At 34.9% G+C, this 14,346-nt stretch carries 15 protein-coding genes; 12 read left to right on the forward strand and 3 right to left on the reverse strand.

Annotated features, from left to right (window positions below; translation table 11 throughout):
* The 9 genes from tuf to dksA form a co-directional block, all read left to right on the forward strand.
* Window positions 1–1,031 (forward strand): elongation factor Tu (gene tuf / locus BMW37_RS11000; protein ID WP_093320980.1); only part of this gene is annotated, 1,031 nt, incomplete at its 5' end.
* 411 nt (window positions 1,032–1,442) lie between these two features.
* A complete protein-coding gene (crp, locus tag BMW37_RS11005; protein ID WP_093320982.1) occupies window positions 1,443–2,075 on the forward strand; it encodes a cAMP-activated global transcriptional regulator CRP in 633 nt (210 codons plus the stop codon).
* Window positions 2,076–2,085: 10 nt separating this feature from the next.
* Window positions 2,086–2,619: a SprT family zinc-dependent metalloprotease gene (locus tag BMW37_RS11010; protein ID WP_093320984.1), complete on the forward strand. Its 534-nt coding sequence runs from the start codon at window positions 2,086–2,088 to the stop codon at window positions 2,617–2,619.
* 185 nt (window positions 2,620–2,804) lie between these two features.
* Window positions 2,805–4,085: a lipid IV(A) 3-deoxy-D-manno-octulosonic acid transferase gene (gene waaA / locus BMW37_RS11015; protein WP_093320987.1), complete on the forward strand. Its 1,281-nt coding sequence runs from the start codon at window positions 2,805–2,807 to the stop codon at window positions 4,083–4,085.
* A 4-nt stretch (window positions 4,086–4,089) separates the two neighbouring features.
* Window positions 4,090–4,866, forward strand: a complete 777-nt coding sequence (locus tag BMW37_RS11020; RefSeq protein WP_093320989.1) for a glycosyltransferase family 2 protein — start codon at window positions 4,090–4,092, stop codon at window positions 4,864–4,866.
* On the forward strand, window positions 4,863–5,363 hold the full coding sequence (coaD, locus tag BMW37_RS11025; protein ID WP_245711060.1) for a pantetheine-phosphate adenylyltransferase: 501 nt from the start codon (window positions 4,863–4,865) through the stop codon (window positions 5,361–5,363). The genes BMW37_RS11020 and coaD overlap by 4 nt, the downstream gene beginning before the upstream one ends.
* A 227-nt stretch (window positions 5,364–5,590) precedes the next feature.
* Window positions 5,591–7,180 carry a peptide chain release factor 3 gene (gene prfC / locus BMW37_RS11030; protein ID WP_093321064.1) on the forward strand — a complete coding sequence of 530 codons (1,590 nt, stop codon included), beginning with the start codon at window positions 5,591–5,593 and terminating at the stop codon, window positions 7,178–7,180.
* Window positions 7,181–7,184: 4 nt separating this feature from the next.
* A complete protein-coding gene (locus BMW37_RS11035) occupies window positions 7,185–7,988 on the forward strand; it encodes a TatD family hydrolase (RefSeq protein ID WP_093320992.1) in 804 nt (267 codons plus the stop codon).
* A gap of 186 nt (window positions 7,989–8,174) precedes the next feature.
* Window positions 8,175–8,627 (forward strand): RNA polymerase-binding protein DksA, encoded by a 453-nt coding sequence (gene dksA, locus BMW37_RS11040; RefSeq protein ID WP_093320994.1) that lies wholly within the window; start codon window positions 8,175–8,177, stop codon window positions 8,625–8,627.
* Between the two features lie 71 nt (window positions 8,628–8,698).
* On the opposite strand, the gene pfkA is transcribed toward dksA, so the two are convergent.
* Entirely contained in the window at window positions 8,699–9,661 is a 963-nt protein-coding gene (gene pfkA, locus BMW37_RS11045) for a 6-phosphofructokinase (RefSeq protein ID WP_093320996.1), read from the reverse strand.
* A gap of 177 nt (window positions 9,662–9,838) precedes the next feature.
* Window positions 9,839–10,759 carry a cation diffusion facilitator family transporter gene (locus tag BMW37_RS11050; protein WP_093320998.1) on the reverse strand — a complete coding sequence of 307 codons (921 nt, stop codon included), beginning with the start codon at window positions 10,757–10,759 and terminating at the stop codon, window positions 9,839–9,841.
* A gap of 225 nt (window positions 10,760–10,984) precedes the next feature.
* Between BMW37_RS11050 and gshB the strand changes: the two genes are divergently transcribed.
* Together gshB and ruvX are read left to right on the forward strand one after the other, a co-directional pair.
* A complete protein-coding gene (gene gshB, locus BMW37_RS11055) occupies window positions 10,985–11,947 on the forward strand; it encodes a glutathione synthase (protein WP_093321001.1) in 963 nt (320 codons plus the stop codon).
* 51 nt (window positions 11,948–11,998) lie between these two features.
* On the forward strand, window positions 11,999–12,412 hold the full coding sequence (gene ruvX, locus BMW37_RS11060) for a Holliday junction resolvase RuvX (RefSeq protein WP_093321005.1): 414 nt from the start codon (window positions 11,999–12,001) through the stop codon (window positions 12,410–12,412).
* 54 nt (window positions 12,413–12,466) lie between these two features.
* Here ruvX and dsbC read toward each other — a convergent pair whose 3' ends face one another.
* The gene (gene dsbC / locus BMW37_RS11065) at window positions 12,467–13,156 is read right to left on the reverse strand and encodes a bifunctional protein-disulfide isomerase/oxidoreductase DsbC (protein ID WP_093321066.1); all 690 of its coding nucleotides are present in this window, start codon (window positions 13,154–13,156) and stop codon (window positions 12,467–12,469) included.
* Between the two features lie 366 nt (window positions 13,157–13,522).
* Here dsbC and pdhR point away from each other — a divergent pair, with 366 nt between their 5' ends.
* The gene (pdhR, locus tag BMW37_RS11070; protein WP_093321008.1) at window positions 13,523–14,302 is read left to right on the forward strand and encodes a pyruvate dehydrogenase complex transcriptional repressor PdhR; all 780 of its coding nucleotides are present in this window, start codon (window positions 13,523–13,525) and stop codon (window positions 14,300–14,302) included.
* Window positions 14,303–14,346: the final 44 nt, after the last annotated feature.

Here is a 14,346-nt window from a genome sequence, read left to right on the forward strand (position 1 = left end):
ATGCACCAGAAGAAAAAGCACGTGGTATTACAATTAATACATCACACGTAGAATATGACACACCAACTCGCCATTACGCGCACGTTGACTGCCCAGGACATGCTGACTATGTTAAAAACATGATCACAGGTGCAGCACAGATGGATGGTGCAATTCTAGTTGTTGCGGCAACAGATGGTCCAATGCCACAAACACGTGAGCATATCTTACTTGGTCGTCAAGTAGGTGTACCTTACATTCTTGTTTTCTTAAACAAATGTGACATGGTTGATGATGAAGAGTTATTAGAATTAGTTGAAATGGAAGTACGTGAGTTACTTTCACAATACGAATTCCCAGGTGATGATACACCAATCATCCGCGGTTCAGCATTAAAAGCACTTGAAGGCGTTCCTGAGTGGGAAGCAAAAATTATTGAATTAGCAGAAGCGTTAGATAGCTACATTCCAGAGCCAGAGCGTGCAATTGACCGTCCATTCCTACTACCAATTGAAGATGTATTCTCAATCTCAGGTCGTGGTACAGTAGTAACAGGTCGTGTTGAGCGTGGTATTGTTAAAGTAGGTGAGGAAGTTGAAATCATCGGTATTATCGATACAGTTAAAACAACGTGTACTGGTGTTGAAATGTTCCGTAAATTACTCGACGAAGGCCGTGCAGGTGAAAACGTTGGTGTATTATTACGTGGTACAAAACGTGATGATGTACAACGTGGTCAAGTATTGGCTAAACCAGGTTCAATCAAGCCACATACAAAATTTGAATCAGAAGTTTATGTGTTAAGTAAAGATGAAGGTGGTCGTCATACTCCATTCTTCAAAGGTTACCGTCCACAGTTCTACTTCCGTACAACAGACGTAACAGGTGCAGTTGAATTACCAGAAGGCGTAGAAATGGTTATGCCTGGTGATAACATTAAGATGGTTGTGACATTAATCGCACCTATCGCGATGGATGACGGTTTACGTTTCGCAATCCGTGAAGGTGGCCGTACTGTTGGTGCAGGTGTTGTTGCAAAAGTTATTGCTTAACAAGAAACTTTTTAAAAAAGGAGCCTTATGGCTCCTTTTTTTTACCTATAACTTGCCACTAAGATGTCTTTAATATAAATGTGTTATAGTATGCATGAAATAATATAATGTGCATGCTTGAATTATCAAAGTAGATACTACAGTTGAATTTTTCATAGCATTGTTGAAATTTAATCTTTTTACGTTATGATTAAATTTTTAGAAAGATTATGGCAAAAATTATGGATGTAATAATTGCAAATTAATGATATAAATAGAAGTGAATTAGGTTTATAAATGATTTAGCTTGATAGTCTACGTAATTGACATAAATGTAGACTAGTTTCCAAGTATTCTTAGGTTAAATAATGGAAAGTTAAATTAAGTGGTTTAAATTATCTCTAAAAATAAAACAGAAAATGAGGGAAAATCATGGCTATAGTAAAACCGCAACCGGATCCAACCTTAGAGTGGTTTTTATCACATTGTCATATACACAAGTACGCTGCTAAAAGCTCATTAATTCATCAAGGCGAAAAATCAGAGACTTTGTATTATATAGTAAAAGGATCTGTAGCCGTTTTGATTAAAGATGAAGATGGTAAAGAGATGATTCTTTCTTATCTTAATCAAGGGGATTTTATTGGTGAGCTTGGTTTATTTGAAGAAGGACAAGTTCGTTCAGCTTGGGTTAAAGCTAAAACATCATGTGAAGTTGCTGAGATTTCATATAAAAAATTCAAACAATTGATACAGGTTAATCCTGAAATTTTAATGAGACTGTCTGCTCAGATGGCTAATAGACTACAGAGCACTTCAAAAAAGGTGGGTAATCTTGCTTTTTTAGACGTAACGGGAAGAATTGCTCAAACATTATTAAATTTAGCTAAGCAGCCTGACTCAATGACCCACCCCGATGGCATGCAAATCAAAATTACTCGCCAAGAAATTGGCCAAATTGTTGGGTGCTCAAGAGAAACAGTGGGAAGAATTTTAAAAATGTTAGAAGATCAAGGGTTAATTTCAGCTCATGGTAAAACGATTGTTGTTTTTGGCACTCGTTAATAAATAATCTATGAAATTAAGTTTAGACGAATTAATTGAAATAGCTAATAATAAGCTATCTCAATCATTAGAATTGTCAAATAAGGTATTAGGTGTAAATTATCCAATGCCTTTAATAGAGTATGATTTGAGAGGAAGAGCTGCCGGATTAGCTTATCCACAAGAATGGAAAATTCGAATTAACCGGCTTATGATGAGCGAAAATTCGATTGCGTTTATTGATGAAGTTATTCCCCATGAATTAGCTCATCTTATTGTATATCGTTATTTTATTAGAGACCTTAAAAAAAAGAATATTAAACCTCATGGATTAGAGTGGCAGGAAGTTATGCATAAAATATTCAACTTGCCCTCTAAACGTACACATAATTACGAAGTGCCTAAGCGGAAAGTAAAAACGTTTACCTATATTTGTGGATGTAATGAGTTTTCTTTGACTGCTGTTAGGCACAATAAGGTAGAGGAAAATAAAGCGAATTATATTTGTAACAAGTGTAAGCAACCCCTTAAATACACAGGTGAAATGGCTCTAAAAGTTAGGTGATACTTTTAATTTGATTAGAGAAGTCAATCTAAATTAAGGCACTATGTTATTTAATAACAACTTACTTTAATTATATCTATTTACCCGCTAAATAATATAAAATAAACGTGCGGATATCTGCCTTAATTTGAGCAACTATGGTATGATGAATTACCTTTTAACTCAAAGTGCGTTCACATCTTATTATGTTTTTTTTTCTATTATATCAAATATTGTTTTATCTTATTCAGCCAATTATTTGGCTGAGATTGCTTTATCGTAGTATTAAAAATCCGGCTTATCGTAAACGATGGGCAGAGCGCTATGGATATTGTCACTCTAAAGTCATTCCTAAGGGAATTGTTTTGCACTCAGTTTCTGTGGGCGAAACATTAGCTGCAGTGCCTTTGGTGCGTTCCTTAAGAATGAGATACCCAGATTTACCTATCACAATTACAACCATGACACCAACTGGTTCAGAGCGAGTGCTTTCTGCATTTGGTGATGATGTATCACATGTTTATTTACCATATGATTTAGCAGGTAGTATCAGACGATTTTTAAGTGCAACTGATCCTAAAATTATGATCATTATGGAAACAGAACTCTGGCCTAATCTAGTTCATCAATTAAATAGAAGAAAGATCCCTTTAATTATTGCAAATGCTAGACTTTCTGAGCGTTCTGCTAAGGGGTATTTAAAAATTAAACCGTTAATGAAAAGGTTACTTAGAAAAATTTCACTGATTGCTGCACAAAATCAAGAAGATGGTGAAAGATTTATAGAGCTTGGGTTAAGACGTTCTCAATTAGCAATTACGGGTAGTTTAAAATTTGATATTACAGTAACACCCGATCTTGCGGCTAAAGCTGTTACTCTTAGAAGGCAATGGGCTCCTAATAGGCCTGTTTGGATAGCGGCAAGCACTCATTTTGGGGAAGATGAAATAATTTTATCAGCACATAAAAAACTATTACTTCAGTATCCAAATTTATTATTAATTTTGGTGCCACGACACCCAGAGCGCTTTCTTGAAGTAGGTGCGCTGAGTTCTTCTATGCACTTTGAAATCATCACCCGTCAATCTGGTAGTATTCCAAGTGATTCAACTCAAGTGGTAATTGGAGATACAATGGGTGAGTTGTTATTGCTTTATGGGGTTGCAGATATTGCTTTCGTTGGAGGTAGTTTTGTGAATGTAGGTGGCCATAATCCATTAGAAGCTGCTGCTCATGCACTACCTGTCATTATGGGACCTTATACTTTCAACTTTAAAGCAATATGCGAAAAATTGACGGCGGCTCAAGCGCTTTTAACAGTGCAAGATGAAGTTGAATTGGTTGATAAGGTATCTATGCTATTAAACGATGCGGATTACAGGCGTTATTTTGGTCGTAATGCTGTTGAGGTATTAGATAAAAATCATGGTGCATTAGATAAATTACTTGAGCATTTAGAGCCCTATTTACCTCAAAGAAGAAGATAACTCTATGGAATTAAAACGATTAACATTATCTATATTAATTATTACTAAAAATGAAGCAGAATTGATTTCAGATTGTTTGCTGAGTTGCCAATTTGCTGATGAAATTATCCTTTTAGATTCAGGCAGCATAGATTCTACCCCTGAAATAGCTAAAGAGCTTGGTGCAAAGGTTTATATTGATAAAGAATGGGAAGGTTTCGGAAAGCAAAGACAAAAAATCCAAAATTATGCAACGTGTGACTTAGTTTTAATGATAGATGCAGATGAACGTATATCTAGTGAATTACAATCAGAAATTAAATGCATTTTGAATGGTGGATTACCGGTTAATGAAGTTTATGCAATACCGAGATTAAATTTCTTCTTAGGAAGGTATATGAAATATTCAGGCTGGTTTCCTGATTATGTTATACGCTTATATAGCAGAGAGCATTTCCGGTACAAAGATGATTTAGTACATGAATCTTTGAATTTTGGTGATGCAAAGGTAAAAAAACTTAAGGGATATTTTACTCATTTAACATGCAGGGATTTGTTCCAATTTCAAAAAAAACAACTGCATTATGCACAAATCTGGGCTTCAGAAAGAGCTATAGCTCATAAACGTTGCAACTACTCTTCGATATGGATTCATACAATTGCTGCTTTCTTTAAAACATATTTTATAAAATGTGGATTTTTGGATGGCAAACAAGGCCTATTACTTTCTTTTGTTAATGCAAATTACACATTTAATAAATATACAATCCTCTGGATAAATAAATCGGAAAATAGCAGATGATGAAAAATTTAAAATACCAAAAGGCTATTTACCCAGGTACGTTTGATCCATTAACATTAGGGCATCTTGACTTATTAACTCGAGCAGCATTACGTTTTGATGAGGTGATACTTGCAATAGCAGCAAGCCCTCATAAGAAAACGATGTTTACATTAGAAGAGCGAGTAAATTTAGCTAAAAAAGCGTGTGAATCACTTGAGAATGTTTCTGTAATTGGATTTGATACTTTATTAGCGGCTTTTGCTAGAACTCAAAAGGCTAATATTTTGATTAGAGGCTTGCGAGCTGTGTCTGATTTTGAATATGAATGGCAATTAGCTCAAATGAATCGTCATTTATACCCTGAACTTGAAAGCTTATTCTTATTACCTAGTGAAAACTTATCGTTTATCTCTTCAACTATTGTGAAAGAAGTTGCAAGGCATAATGGGGATATATCACCTTTTGTCACTCCTGAAATATTATCTGCTATTGAGCATAAATTAGGGCTGAATTAATCTTTATTTGTTTTTAGTTTACTAAATTAAATTCTTGTTATTGAAAGGTTGGTTTGAAGCAAAAATTACTTTTATTTTTGATAAGTTATATTACTTTAAAAATAATTTAGTAGAACTTAAGTAGAGACCAAAATCTGCTTTTTGATTTGTGCTGAGTATAGATATGGTTTTAAAAATAATTTATTTCATTGAATTAATACTATTAATATTTAACAGAATATATGAATATGATAACTAAAGAATTACATACAGAAGTTAACAAACGCAGGACATTTGCGATTATTTCACATCCTGATGCCGGTAAAACAACAATTACAGAAAAGCTATTATTACTTGGACAAGCAATTCAGCGTGCAGGCTCAGTAAAAGGTAGAGGTTCTGATCAGCATGCAAAATCTGATTGGATGGAAATGGAAAAGCAGCGTGGTATATCTATTACAACCTCTGTAATGCAATTCCCTTATCAAGAATATCTAGTTAACTTGTTAGATACCCCAGGGCATGAAGACTTCTCAGAAGATACTTATAGAACATTAACTGCTGTTGATAGTTGTTTGATGGTTATTGATACAGCAAAAGGTGTTGAGGATAGAACGAGAAAATTGATGGAAGTAACTAGGCTAAGAGATACACCTATCGTAACGTTCATGAATAAATTGGATAGGGAAATCCGTGATCCAATGGAAGTTATGGATGAAGTAGAAAGGGAGTTAAATATAGCTTGTGCACCTATTACTTGGCCAATTAGTTGTGGTAAATCTTTTAAAGGAGTTTATCACCTCCATTTAGATGAGGTATACCTTTATCAGACAGGTAAGGGGCATATGATTCAAGAAAAAAGAGTTATAAAAGGGTTAAATAATACTGAACTCGATAAAGAAATCGGGGAGGATTTAGCAGCTCAATTGCGGGATGAATTAGAACTTGTTAAAGGTGCATCTCATGAGTTCGATTTGGAAGCATTTTTACAAGGTGAACTGACTCCAGTATATTTTGGAACGGCACTTGGTAATTTCGGTGTTGATCTAATGCTCGATGGACTAGTTAGCTGGGCACCTTCACCATCACCAAGAAATAGTGATGTGCGAGTTGTGACTGCTGCAGATGAAAAATTTAGTGGGTTTGTATTTAAAATACAAGCAAACATGGATCCAAAGCATCGTGACAGAGTGGCTTTTTTAAGAATTGTTTCTGGTAAATATGAACGTGGTATGAAGATGAGACAAGTTAGGACTAATAAAGACGTTGTCATTTCAGACGCGCTAACTTTTCTAGCTGGTGATAGGGAGCATATTGAACAAGCTTATGCAGGTGATATTATTGGTCTTCATAATCATGGCACGATTCAAATCGGCGACACCTTTACTCAAGGCGAAACACTTAAATTTACAGGTATTCCTAACTTTGCCCCAGAATTATTTAGGCGAATACGGCTAAGAGATCCCTTAAAGCAAAAGCAATTGCTTAAAGGGCTTGTACAGTTGTCTGAAGAAGGTGCTGTTCAGGTTTTTAGACCATTAATTAGTAATGATTTAATTGTTGGTGCAGTTGGTACATTACAATTCGATGTGGTTGTTTCAAGGCTAAAAAATGAATATAACGTAGAAGCTATTTATGAACCGATTAATGTTGCAACTGCAAGATGGGTTTCATCTGATGATACGAAAAAATTTGAGGAATTTAAACGCAAAGCCGAAAGTCAATTAGCTTTAGATGGTGGAGATAACTTAACGTATATTGCACCGACTATGGTGAATTTAAATTTAACTCAGGAGCGTTATCCAGAGGTGACTTTCTTTAAAACCCGAGAACATTAATTGGATGATTGGCATAAGTAAATATCAATTTTATGATACACATGCTCATTTAGATTTTGAGCCTTTTACTGATGATATGCCACGTACCATTGATCTTTTTTTAAATGCAGGTATAAAGCAGGTTATGATCCCTGCTGTAACTCGAGATAAATTTGATCGTTTAATCAATATTTCTGCATCTAATCCCAATGTTTATACTATTGCATTGGGATTACATCCTTTATACATACAATCGCATACGCTCTCTGATCTTGATTATTTAGAAACTCTCCTATGTACTAAAGATAATAGCCAAATTAAAGCTATTGGAGAAATTGGATTAGATGCATTTTTAATGCATCTTTCTGAAGAAAAGCTATTTAAAAAACAGATAGACTTTCTGCAGAAACAGCTTGAGATGGCAAATCGATACAACCTACCCGTTATTTTGCACTCTAGAAGAACACATCATGTGTTATTGTCTATATTAAAAAAAATTACGGTTCATAGGGGAGGTGTCATTCATGGTTTTTCTGGAAGTTTAGAGCAAGCATTAGAATTTATTAAGTTAGGATATAAAATTGGTGTGGGAGGAATAATTACTTATCCGAGAGCAAATAAAAGTCGATTAGCTATCTCCAAGCTCCCTTTAGAGAGCTTATTATTAGAAACTGACTCACCAGATATGCCTGTTTATGGTAGACAAGGGAAAGTTAATCGGAGTGAATGCTTGATTGAAATTTTTCAAGCGTTATGCACATTAAGAGAGGAACCAGCAAAAGTGATAGCTGAACAGATTTGGGAAACGAGCAATACACTTTTTCATTAATCTTTTGTTACACTATATCATTTTTATGTTGCACCAATTGATTTGTTCTGGTAAGGTCTTCGCCTTTTTTATGAAGTGCTATTAAATAGTGAAAACGTATTAATTTCTGATTTATTGTTTATTATTGATAATAAGTTATTATGTAATTAATTGTTGCATGACTATCTAGTTACTAGGAGGATTTACATGCAAGATACTCAAAATAAAAAGTCATCGTTGAGTTTATTAGCAACAGCAGGGGTTGAACCCTATCAAGCAAAAGCAGATGAAGAATATATGAATGATGCGCAATTAGCGCATTTTCGTAAAATTTTAGAAGCTTGGAGAAATCAATTAAGAGATGAAGTGGGTAGGACCGTTTCTCATATGCAGGATGAAGCCGCTAATTTTCCAGATCCTGTTGACAGAGCAGCTCAAGAAGAAGAGTTTAGCTTAGAACTTCGTAATCGTGATAGAGAGCGCAAGCTAGTTAAAAAGATTGAAAAAACACTAAAAAAACTTGAAGATGGTGATTTTGGGTACTGTGATTCTTGTGGTGTGGAAATTGGCATTAGGCGCCTAGAGGCTCGTCCGACAGCTGAATTATGTATTGATTGTAAAACATTAGCTGAAATACGTGAAAAGCAAATGGCTAATTAGAGCCAAGTGATATTGATGAATAAAAAAAGCGATGTTAATGTCATCGCTTTTTTTATTACTATTATACTTTATTAGTATAATTTTTCAGCTGTTTTTAGCCAGTCAGCTTTAAAAGGACGTTTTAGTTTTGTAATTGCCTCTTCAATTTCGTGATGCACAAGCTCATCACGCTGAATTCCAACACAATGGCCTGCAACACCTTTTAATAATAGTTCTATGGCAAATGCCCCCATGCGTGAAGCTAAAACACGATCATATGCAACAGGTGAACCACCACGCTGGATATGGCCAAGAACGGTAGCTCTTGTTTCACGTTTAGTTTTCTCTTCTATGTACTTAGCAAGCTCATAAATATCACATACTTTCTCTGTTACAGCCACGATAGCATGTTTTTTTCCATGATCGATACCACGTTGTAATTCTTGAACTAACTCATCTTTGTTAAATGGAATTTCAGGAAGCACCATAAACTCGCATCCACTTGCAATTGCAGCGGCCATTGTTAAATCACCGCAGTAGCGTCCCATCACTTCTACAAGTGAAATTCGTTGATGAGATGAGGAGGTATCTCTTAAGCGATCAATTGCTTCAACGACAGTTTGTAACGCTGTGAAGTAACCGATAGTATAGTCAGTTCCACCTATATCATTATCGATAGTGCCAGGTAAACCAATACAAGGAAAACCTTTCTCTGAGATTAATTTTGCCCCCATATAGGAGCCATCCCCTCCAATTACGACTAAAGCGTCTATGCCGTTTGCTTTCATATTTTCAATCGCTTGGAGCCTAACAGCCTCTTCTTTAAATTGCGGGAAGCGTGCTGACCCTAAAAATGTACCACCGCGCGTTATCATATCGGAAACATCTGATCGGTTGAGTTTTTTCATCCTATTTTCATATAGGCCTAAGTACCCATCATATATCCCAAAGACTTCTAAGCCATCTGAGATAGCAGCTCTAACTACTCCTCGTATTGCTGCATTCATTCCAGGAGAATCTCCACCACTAGTTAACACACCGATTTTTTTAATCATTTTGTAAGTACCTTTTAGTTAATAAATAATTAAGTGTTTAATTTATTCTATATCTCATGTTGAGATTGATTATCTTCTATTTAGTATTAAGAACTTTTGATTAACGATAAATTATAGTTGTATTTTACATTTTTTTTATTCTTTAATGATATTTATTCATACCAAAAAAAGAAATATCTATAAATGTTTCTTTGCTTGGTTTTCTAATGCTACCGCCGAATGAGGATCTTGATGTAATAATATCTCTGCGGTAGGATAAGCAATTAATATTGCTTTCTCAACGTTATCAGTGATTGCATGTGCTTCTACTAAAGGTAAATGGTCATGCATTTCAATATGCATTTGTATAAAACGAGTCAGCCCAACACGCCGAGTTTTTAAATCATGTGCACCTAATACGCCAGGTATATTAACCGCAATTGCAAGTATTTTTTCTTGTTCTTCAATGGGTAATGCTCTATCTAATAACATTTGAATTGCTTCATAGCCAATTTTAATTGCGTGGTAGCCTATATAAAGGCTAATGAAAATAGCGAATATTGCATCGGCACGAAGAACACCAAAATGTGATAAAATAAGTGCAATGAGTATTGCAAAATTCATTAAGATGTCAGTTTGGTAATGCAACATATCGGCACGAATAGCTTGGCTTTGAGTTGTTTTATATACCCACCTTTGGTAAGTCACTAAAAATAGGGTTGTAATTAAGGAAAATATAATTACTATGATGCCTAATGAAAGATTTTTAATTGGATTGGGTGATATGAAGTTCTGGATACCATTTAACATTAAAAATACTGCCGATCCAAGAATAAACATACCTTGTGCTAAAGCAGCTAAAGATTCAGCTTTACCATGACCAAAACTATGATCATCATCGGCAGGTAGTAAGGCAAATCGTAATACAAGTAAATTTAAACCAGATGCACTGATATCAACTAATGAGTCTAATAAACCTGCTAAAATAGTGACAGAACCAGTCATCCACCAAACAATTAGTTTAGATGTAAACAGCAAAATAGCTACTGACGTTGCTATAATTGCGGCATTTTTTACACGTATTGCATAATCTGCATGGTTGTTCACTATCTTAGGCATTAAAATATCGCTTTTTTGAGTTTGTTCTGTAAGGGTAAGCTAGCTTGATTAACTAGCAATAAATATTAGGAGTAGTTTACTCTTTTTTTAAGGAAAATTCATTTTTGTGATCAAATTCACGGTCTATATGTATTTTTTTATGTCAGTCTTTACAATTTTCAAGAGAGTTTTAATTTTTGGTGAAACTGTTTTGATTAAACAAGCAAACTAAATAAAAGAGGTATTATGAATACAAATCAAAGAAAATTGGGGATTGTTATGGATCCCATCTCAGCCATTAACATAAAAAAAGATTCTAGTTTTGCGATGTTACTCGCTGCAGAAGAAAAAGGCTATCAAATTTACTATATGGAAATGAGTGATCTTTATCTTATGACAGGCCAGGCTCGTGCTAAATCTAAGCGGTTATCTGTTAAATATGATGTTGAAAATTGGTATCAATTTCATGAAGAGTTAGATATTGCGTTAGGTGACCTTGATGTCATATTAATGCGAAAAGATCCTCCATTTGATACTGAATATATTTATGCTACTTATATTTTGGAGCGTGCTGAATTAGAAGGGACGCTTATAGTCAATAAACCTCAAAGTTTAAGAGATTGTAATGAAAAACTCTTTACCGCTTGGTTTGCTGATTTAACGCCTGAAACTTTAGTAACTAGAAGAAAAGATTTAATTAAAGCATTTTATGAAACTCATAAGGATATCATATTGAAACCTTTAGATGGTATGGGAGGATCGTCTATTTTTAGAGTAAAAGCAGGCGATCCTAACTTATCAGTGATTATTGAAACTCTAACTCAACTTGGGCAGACTTATTGTATGGTTCAAACATATCAGCCTGCTATTAAAGATGGAGATAAGAGGATTTTAATTGTTGATGGTGAGCCTATGCCTTATTGCTTAGCTAGAATTCCTGCTCAAGGAGAGACAAGAGGGAACTTAGCTGCTGGAGGAAGAGGGGAAGCAAGACCATTAACTGAAAGTGATTGGGCGTTAGCGCGTGCTATTGGACCCACCTTAAAATCAAAGGGGTTAATTTTTGTAGGATTAGATGTCATTGGGGATAGAGTGACTGAAATTAATGTCACGAGCCCGACATGTATTAGAGAAATTGAATCTGCATTCGACATTTCAATTACTGATAAACTTTTCGAAGCTATTGAGCGTTACTGTAGTGCAAGGTAAATTTTGATTGTTTATTTAACATTAATTCAATAAGCTGATTTAAGGGTATAAATGACTAAAACAATTTTAGCATTTGATTTTGGTACAACCAGTATTGGTGTAGCAGTCGGACAAACTGTAACAAGCCAAGCTTCAGCTCTTCCAGCTTTAAAAGCTATAGAAGGTTCACCGAACTGGGACGCTGTTGAAAAACTTATCAAAGAATGGCAACCTGATTTATTTGTTATAGGACTGCCATTTAATATGGATGGCAGTGAACAGGAAATGACTCAAAAAGCGAGGCGTTTTGGAAACCGCTTAAATGGACGGTTTGGAATTGAAATTGCCTACCAAGATGAACGTTTAAGTAGTGTAGAGGCAAAAGCTCGATTATTTGATAAAAAAGGATTTAAAGGTCTAAATAAGCAAAAAATTGATTCAGTGTCGGCGGTGATTATTCTTGAAGGGTGGTTTGAAGACAATTAAATTATAGCTCATCTCAATTGATTTCGTTCAATTGAGATGAGCCTTAAAGTAATATTATAGAGCTTGCTTTTCAAGCATTGCTAACATTTCTTTTGGTGGCAGATAGCCAGGTACAAGATCTCCACTTGGTACCAATATTGCAGGTGTTCCAGTTACCCCCATTTGATTTCCTAACTTGTAATGATCTCTAATATCAAAATCACAGGTAGCAGGAGCAGGTATTTCTCCTTTATCCGCTTTATCAAAAGCGGTATTTTTGTCCGCCATACACCAAACAGACTGCATATTAGCTGCATTTTCTGATAATGGACCTTGTCTAGGAAATGCTAAATAACTAATTGTAATCCCTAAATCGTTATATTCATTCATTTGTTGATGCATTTTTTGGCAATAAGGACAGGTAATATCAGTAAAAACAGTGATTGCAAATTTTTCGTTTTTAGCACGATAAGTAATCATTTGGTCACTGAGTTTTGCGACTTCGCCTACTAACCGTTTTGCAATATAGTTAACCGGTTGTCCGCTAGTTAAATCATAAAGATCACCATGGAAAAGGTAGTTTCCATCTTCGCTTGCAATCATCACGCCTTGCTCAGTGGTAACTGTCTTCAGTCCTTTTATAGGTGAATCTTCAATTTTATTGATGGTCATTCCAAGCCCACCTAATTTTTTTTCAATCGCTTCATTAGCAACCGCAGTGTGAGAGAGACAAAGTAAGCTTACTGCGATACAAAGTGGGCGTATAAAAGACATAAATTCTCCGACAATAAAAATAAGGGTAATTGATTATTTTACTACTTTAGTTATTTACTAATACAGATAACTTTTAGACTAATCATCTTGCATTGTACATAAATTATCAAGTAAAAGCGCTTAAAATTGTTTAATTATATTTTCTATTTAGCTAGTTTTTTGTAAAAATATCTAATATTTCTAACGCTTGTCACTAGACAGTTTAACAAGAGTTTGCTACCGTACGCTATGTTTTCTTTAAATTGGTCATACCAATTTAAAGATTTTTGAATTGTTTATATCAGTTAATGATACTTGCTGATAACAAAATTATAACAAAATCCAACATATATTTGAGATTAAGGTGTAAAAAAATCGATGAGCTATCATAAAATACGGCAACCTAAAGTTTCCGATGCAGTTGAGCAGCAAATTGAGAAACTCATCTTAGAGGGAACACTCAGGCCAGGTGAAAAATTATTACCAGAGCGAGAACTTGCTACGTTATTTGATGTTTCTAGACCTTCGTTAAGGGAAGCTATTTTAAGGTTAGAGGGTAAAGGCTTACTTTATCGTAAGCAGGGTGGTGGTACTTTTGTGCAGAATAATTTATGGCAAAGTATGAGTGATCCGCTCTCTGAGCTCTTAGATACTCATCCAGAGTCTCAGTTTGATTTATTAGAAACTCGCCATGCTTTAGAGGGAATCTCTGCCTATTATGCAGCTTTAAGAGGAACAGATGAAGATCTTTCTTTACTTAAAATAAAACATAATGCCATTGAGCTAGCTCAAAACAGTGGTGATCTAGACGCTGAAGCTGCTGCTGTTTTACAATATCATATTAGTGTAACTGAAGCTGCGCATAATTTGGTATTGTTGCATTTACTACATGCATTACAGCCAATATTAGAGTCTAATATAAAGAAAAATTTTAAATTGCTTTATACTAGACAAGAGATTTTACCTAAATTAAACGAACACCGTTCGAATGTTTTAAATTCAATTTTAGCAAGAGATCCTGAGGGGGCAAGAGATGCTTCTCATAGGCATCTTGCTTTTATCGAAGAAACTCTTTTAGAAGTTAATCGTGAGCAAAGCCGGCGTGAGCGTTCATTGCGCCGTTTGCAACGAGAAGATAGTGCATCAGTAAAATATTAATGTTTGATTTATCATCATGCCTGTTTCGCTGAAGCGAGTGATCA

The organism is Thorsellia anophelis DSM 18579 (assembly GCF_900111395.1).
Classification (GTDB): Bacteria; Pseudomonadota; Gammaproteobacteria; order Enterobacterales; family Thorselliaceae; genus Thorsellia; species Thorsellia anophelis.

Excerpts from the sequence above, each read along its gene's own strand:
- crp (WP_093320982.1), top strand. The coding sequence starts at position 1,443 with ATGGCTATAGTAAAACCGCAACCGGATCCAACCTTAGAGTGGTTTTTA.
- BMW37_RS11010 (WP_093320984.1), top strand. The coding sequence starts at position 2,086 with ATGAAATTAAGTTTAGACGAATTAATTGAAATAGCTAATAATAAGCTA.
- waaA (WP_093320987.1), top strand. The coding sequence starts at position 2,805 with ATGTTTTTTTTTCTATTATATCAAATATTGTTTTATCTTATTCAGCCA.
- BMW37_RS11020 (WP_093320989.1), top strand. The coding sequence starts at position 4,090 with ATGGAATTAAAACGATTAACATTATCTATATTAATTATTACTAAAAAT.
- coaD (WP_245711060.1), top strand. The coding sequence starts at position 4,863 with ATGATGAAAAATTTAAAATACCAAAAGGCTATTTACCCAGGTACGTTT.
- prfC (WP_093321064.1), top strand. The coding sequence starts at position 5,591 with ATGATAACTAAAGAATTACATACAGAAGTTAACAAACGCAGGACATTT.
- BMW37_RS11035 (WP_093320992.1), top strand. The coding sequence starts at position 7,185 with ATGATTGGCATAAGTAAATATCAATTTTATGATACACATGCTCATTTA.
- dksA (WP_093320994.1), top strand. The coding sequence starts at position 8,175 with ATGCAAGATACTCAAAATAAAAAGTCATCGTTGAGTTTATTAGCAACA.
- pfkA (WP_093320996.1), bottom strand. The coding sequence starts at position 9,661 with ATGATTAAAAAAATCGGTGTGTTAACTAGTGGTGGAGATTCTCCTGGA.
- BMW37_RS11050 (WP_093320998.1), bottom strand. The coding sequence starts at position 10,759 with ATGCCTAAGATAGTGAACAACCATGCAGATTATGCAATACGTGTAAAA.
- gshB (WP_093321001.1), top strand. The coding sequence starts at position 10,985 with ATGAATACAAATCAAAGAAAATTGGGGATTGTTATGGATCCCATCTCA.
- ruvX (WP_093321005.1), top strand. The coding sequence starts at position 11,999 with ATGACTAAAACAATTTTAGCATTTGATTTTGGTACAACCAGTATTGGT.
- pdhR (WP_093321008.1), top strand. The coding sequence starts at position 13,523 with ATGAGCTATCATAAAATACGGCAACCTAAAGTTTCCGATGCAGTTGAG.